At 62.2% G+C, this 5,200-nt stretch carries 4 protein-coding genes and 2 pseudogenes (1 of these 6 cut by a window edge); 4 read left to right on the top strand and 2 right to left on the bottom strand.

What is annotated here, in order from left to right:
• A pseudogene (locus A2Z13_02590) lies at positions 1-403 on the bottom strand (hypothetical protein); it reaches 179 nt to the left of the window's first position.
• A gap of 854 nt (positions 404-1,257) precedes the next feature.
• On the opposite strand from A2Z13_02590, the gene A2Z13_02585 reads away from it, so the two are divergent.
• The 4 genes from A2Z13_02585 to A2Z13_02570 all read left to right on the top strand — a co-directional run bounded on the left by A2Z13_02585 (position 1,258) and on the right by A2Z13_02570 (position 4,517).
• On the top strand, positions 1,258-2,166 hold the full coding sequence (locus tag A2Z13_02585) for a hypothetical protein (protein OGP76988.1): 909 nt from the start codon (positions 1,258-1,260) through the stop codon (positions 2,164-2,166).
• 73 nt (positions 2,167-2,239) lie between these two features.
• Positions 2,240-3,151 carry a hypothetical protein gene (locus A2Z13_02580; protein OGP76987.1) on the top strand — a complete coding sequence of 304 codons (912 nt, stop codon included), beginning with the start codon at positions 2,240-2,242 and terminating at the stop codon, positions 3,149-3,151.
• A 73-nt stretch (positions 3,152-3,224) separates the two neighbouring features.
• The gene (locus tag A2Z13_02575; protein ID OGP76986.1) at positions 3,225-3,818 is read left to right on the top strand and encodes a hypothetical protein; all 594 of its coding nucleotides are present in this window, start codon (positions 3,225-3,227) and stop codon (positions 3,816-3,818) included.
• An 81-nt stretch (positions 3,819-3,899) separates the two neighbouring features.
• Positions 3,900-4,517, top strand: coding sequence for a hypothetical protein (locus A2Z13_02570; protein ID OGP76985.1), 618 nt, complete (start codon positions 3,900-3,902; stop codon positions 4,515-4,517).
• A 382-nt stretch (positions 4,518-4,899) separates the two neighbouring features.
• Here the strand turns inward: A2Z13_02570 and A2Z13_02565 are convergent.
• Positions 4,900-5,200 (bottom strand): annotated as a pseudogene (locus A2Z13_02565) (hypothetical protein).

The raw sequence follows: 5,200 nt of genomic DNA, 5'->3' as shown, positions 1-5,200 counted from the left end.
CTCGGCCTTGGTCATCCATAAGACCGAGGTTCGACGGGGCGGCAGCGTTTCCCGGTTCTGCCGCCCTCCGATACCACTTCTCCATCTCGGCGCGGTCCTCCATAAGACTGAGGTTGTATTGGGCGGCTATATTCCCTTGTTTTGCCGCTTTTCGGTACCACTTCGCCGCCTCGGCGTAGTCCTGAGGAACACCTTTGCCTTCGTCATACATGAAGCCGAGGATAAACTGGGCGACGGCGTCTCCCTTCTCAGCCTGTGGCTTGATAAGTTGATATGCTGTCTTGTAGTCGCCACGCCAGTATGCTTTTGTAGCGTCCTCGATAGGCCCCGCGAGTATCGGACGAGCCGTCAGGAAGGAGAGTAAGGAGGCAATCAGTATCAAGGCGGCGGCAGGTCTTCTCATATGCCACCTCATTAGGAAGGATGGAACCTACCACGGAGTGTATAATGTTGGGGGACTGCCCGACAATAGGCAAATCCCCCTCTATAACAGCCGGGGACACCGCTGACCTGCCCCCCACGATCGGTCCACGCCTCTCTGATTGTAATAATCAAATCATAATAGCCACCTTTCGATGAACGATTTGAAAAGGGGCCTCGCGAGCAATGCCGACGACTCGATGGACCTCTACGTCCGCCCGACTGTGCCAAAGGACTTCGAGACGAACACATCCCGGAACGATCCAAGGGGGGCAGGTCATGCCTTGGTTACGTTCTCGTGTTGTTTTCCGGCATCCACCTTCAGGTAGTGCCTGGCCGTGATAGTGATGTCCGTATGACCTGCAATCCGTTGGGGTGTCGCCATAGGTATCCCATTATCCCTGGTCATCCATTTCTCCGCGTACTCCTTGACCGGGATGGGCATTGCATCCTCGGGACAATGAGGAACACGGGACCGGCGTTGCGTCGTATAATGAATAACAACGGGAAGCCGATTCGAGTACCGGATGGGAGGCCTCGGGAGAGATGTATGCCCAGGGAATTGCCGAATATGTATCCATTCTTGCCGCGATAGGCGGAGGTATCCTTTCAGGTGTTATAAGTCTTACAAATCTTGAACCTACAGCGAATTTTATTTTAATCGGCGGTTTCATCGGCTTCTTGTTCTGGTTAGTCGTCTTCAAATTATAATTGGAATCCTTTCGAGAACCGGATCGTTTCCCCTGCCGGCCTCCTTCTTCCGGCCCTCCAATCCCTCACGGACTCGAATCGGGGGAGGGGGATGGAGCCTTCCGGTCCAGGCCGCGGGGCGCACCCGTGAAACGATCCCTAGCGGTCTTCCTGGTAGCTGCTGCTGCAGGGGGCCTCTTCCTCCCGATTCCCGGGGAGTCCGGCGCCCGGAGCCTGCTCGACCTGGCCGCCGTAATCCCGCGCCAGATGAGGGAATTCGCCGCGCAGGGGCCGGACGAGACCTATGACCGCAAGTCCATCTTCGACTACATCGACGGCGCGGGGGAGATCTACCTCGCCTATAACATGCAGGGATGCCTGTCGCGTCGGTACTCCGCCGCGGGCGAGCCGGCCATCGTCCTGGATCTCTTTGACATGGGATCTTCGGCGGATGCGTTCGGGGTGTTCACCCACGACCGGGACGGGGAACCGGCGGACATCGGGGAGGACGGCCTGCGCGGGGATGGGTGGGTCCGCTTCTGGAAAGGCCGCTTCTTCGCGTCGATCTACGCCGAGCGGGAGACGGCCGCGGTCCGGGAGGTGGCCTCCTGGCTCGCCCGGGCCGTGGAAGCAGGAATCGGGGAGAAGGGCGAGAGGCCGCGGATCCTGGAGAGGCTGCCCGGGGAGGGTCTTCAACCCCGAAGCATCCGGTATCTTCACGACCACGTCCTTCTCGACACCCACGCCCGCGTTTTCGAGGAGAACACGCTGGGCCTCGGGCCGGACACGGACGTTCTCCTCGCCTCGTACCTCCGGGACGGGGGGCGCGCGCGGCTCCTGCTCGTTTTCTACCCGGAAACGACACGGGCGGCATCGGCCCGCGAACGCTATCTCTCCCTCCGCCCGCCCGGGGCGGCCGGGAGGGAGACGGTCGTCATGGAAAGCGGGAAGTGGACGGCTTTCGCGCAGGCTGGACGGCTGCTGGCGGTCGTCCTCGGAGCCGAAAACCGCTCCCTGGCCGAGGCGCTGTTGAGGGAAGCGGGGGTGCTACCTTGATCTTCCCGGAGCGTTTCGCCGCGCAGGGTCCGGCGGATGGGGATGGAGAGGGACGGAGAAGGAGGCTTGCATCGTGAAGGACCGGAAGTCCTGGATCAGCCGTCGCGACTTTCTCCGGAAAGGGGCGCGCATTGCCGCAGGGGGCCTTGCCGGCCTCTCCCTGGCGGGGATATCCCGCGGGGAGGCCGCTGAAAAGAGCCGGGTCGTGCTGGTCCGCGATCCGAAGGTGCAAGACGGCCAGGGCCGGATTCGCCCCGCCCCGTTGCGGGAGATGCTGGACAGGGCGGTCGCCGCGCTCCTGGACGCGCCCGATCCCTCGATCGCCTGGAAACGGCTCGTTTCCCCCGCGGATGTCGTCGGGGTCAAGACCAATGTCTGGAGCTACCTTCCCACCCCGGAGCCGCTCAACGCCATCCTCCGGGAACGCCTGGCCGGCGCGGGCGTCCGGGAGGAAAACGTCTCCGTGGACGACCGGGGAGTGCTCGACAATCCCGTCTTCCGCCGTTCCACGGCCCTGATCAACGTTAGGCCCATGAGGACCCATCATTGGGCGGGCCTCGGCTCGCTTCTCAAGAACTACATCATGTTCGTCCCCGACCCGAGCAACTACCACGAGAACGCCTGCGAGCGGCTGGGATCCATCTGGCACCTGCCCCCCGTGAAAGGGAAGACGCGGCTCAACATTTTGGTGATGATCACCCCCCTGTTCCACGGCACCGGACCCCACCATTTCACCCCCCGGTACACGTGGCCGTACTGTGGGCTGATTGTCAGCCGGGACCCGGTGGCCGCCGACGCCACGGGGGCCCGGATCATCCAGGCGAAGCGGAACGCCTATTTCGGGGAAGACCGGCCCATCAGCCCGAATCCCCGGCACATCGTCCTGGCCGACACCCTCTACCGGCTGGGCCGGAGTCGGCCGGAAGAGATCGAGATCGTCCGCCTGGGATGGACCGAGGATTCCCTCCTCCAGGGAATCGGATGACGCGCGATGCGCTTCTTTTTGGGACTCCGTCTCCCCAGACACCCCCCTTGTTCACTTGGAGAGGTTTCATAACATGTGGCATGAACGGATCGGGTCCTTCCTGCCCAACCGCTGGAAATTCCAGTGGCGCTATTGGCGCCGGCAGACTCCTTGGGACACTCAAGTCACCCCGCCCGAGGTGATGGAGTTCATCGCCCGGACCCCGCCCGGAAAAGCGCTGGATCTGGGATGCGGCACGGGTACCAATGCCATCACCCTGGCCCGGCACGGATGGAGGGTCACGGGCGTCGATTTCATACCCAAAACCATTCTCGCCGCTCGCGCCAAGGCGGCCCGGAGCGGATTTGCGATCGAATTTCTCGTTGCAAGCGTCACCGACCTTTCCGCCCTGTCCGGTCCTTTCGACTATGTTCTGGACATCGGCTGCCTGCATGCCCTGAAAACGGAAGATCGGAAGCGATATGCCGTGAACCTGTCCCGATTGATGCGGCCGCAGGCCTGGTACATGCTCTACGCCCGGCTGCCGAGGTCATGGGAAGGCGGGGTTGCCGGCATCTCCACCGAGGAGGTCGAATCCTTGCTGCGAGCGGATCTCTCCAAAGTCCGGACGGCGATCGGAGAAGAGAACGGCAACCCCTCCATGTGGTACTGGTTTCAGCGGTGTTGAGGGGGACGAATTTCCGCGTGTTCCGATCATGGCCGGTATCCCTGAGGAAGGGAGGAGGCGGGCGGAGAGCCAAACGACGTGATGACCTTCTTGGTTGCCGGAATTGTCCTGGGATTGTCGGCGGGTTTCACGCCCGGCCCCCTCTTTGCGCTGGTGCTTTCCCACACGATCCGTCACGGAGTCCGGGAGGGGATCCGGGTCGCGGCGGCCCCGCTGCTGACGGATCTGCCAATCATCCTGGTATCGACGCTCGTCCTATCGAGGATAGCCGGGTACGGAAGCCTTTTGGGGGCGGTGTCCCTGGCCGGCGCGGCGTTCCTGGTGTACATGTCCTATGAGACGTTCCGGGCGAGGAGGCAGGAACCCTCCGTGTCGGATGCCGGACCGCAATCTCTAAGGAGGGGAGCGATGGTAAACGCCCTCAGCCCGCACCCGTACCTGTTCTGGCTGACCGTCGGGTCCCCCATGATCCTCAAGGGATGGAAGACGAGCCCGGCCGCCGCCGTGCTGTTCGTCGTCGGTTTCACGGGGTGCCTGGTGGGCTCCAAGGTGGTGTTGGCGATTCTCACCGGCCGCTCGGTGCATCGGCTGAGCGGAAGAAGCTACGAATACCTCATGCGGGCTCTCGGGTTTCTGCTTCTCCTGTTCGCGGTCCTTCTTCTCATGGACGGCCTGCGCTTGCTCGGGTTTCTCCGGTAACCGGCGGTGACCACTCCTTCGTGATCGGACCAACCCGTTCTTGATCTTGTTGTAAGAATGTTCTGAACGCCTCTATCGGATTTTTATAGGGAGAGCCGGAACGGACTGCAAACTCCGTGCAAACAACCGCTATTATTGGGGTGAAAAGGGGGTCTTGCCGAAACGGTGTTGACGTGGGATGTCCCAGCGAAGGACGCAGTGGAAAAGGTCGCGGACCCGTATAAAGAAGATGATCCGACTTGGGATCGAGAGGGCGAGAGCCAAAGCCTCGGCCTCCATGGACGAGGTCCTTGGTGTGGAACACGCCGTATGCCGAACGGCACGTACGGTGGTGTGAGAGGTGGGGGGATGTAAGACCCCCCGACTACTCGATGCCCCTTCCTCAGTGGCCCTTCAGAAAAGCCTTGGCTGCGGCGAGTTCCTGCCGCTCGGTATCGCGATCGGTGGTCAAGGTCTGCAACTTGGCGTAGTAATCGCGGGCCGCGGGGAGATTGCCGGAGGCTTCCGCCGCGCGGGCGGCACCGGAAATTCCACGGAAGCGGTTGGGGTCGCGCTTCAAGGATCGCTCGAACTCGGCGAACGCCTGCTGCGGCTGGTTGAGGGCCATGAGCATCTCGCCCAGCAACTCCCGCGACGGCACGACGTTCCCCGGGGTAACCGGATGCTTGTCGCTGGCTTCTTCC

The organism is Deltaproteobacteria bacterium RBG_16_64_85, from assembly GCA_001798885.1.
Taxonomy (GTDB): Bacteria; Desulfobacterota; Deferrimicrobia; order Deferrimicrobiales; family Deferrimicrobiaceae; genus FEB-35.
Note: the sequence above shows the minus strand (reverse complement) of the source record. Positions and strands in the feature narration are given on the sequence as shown.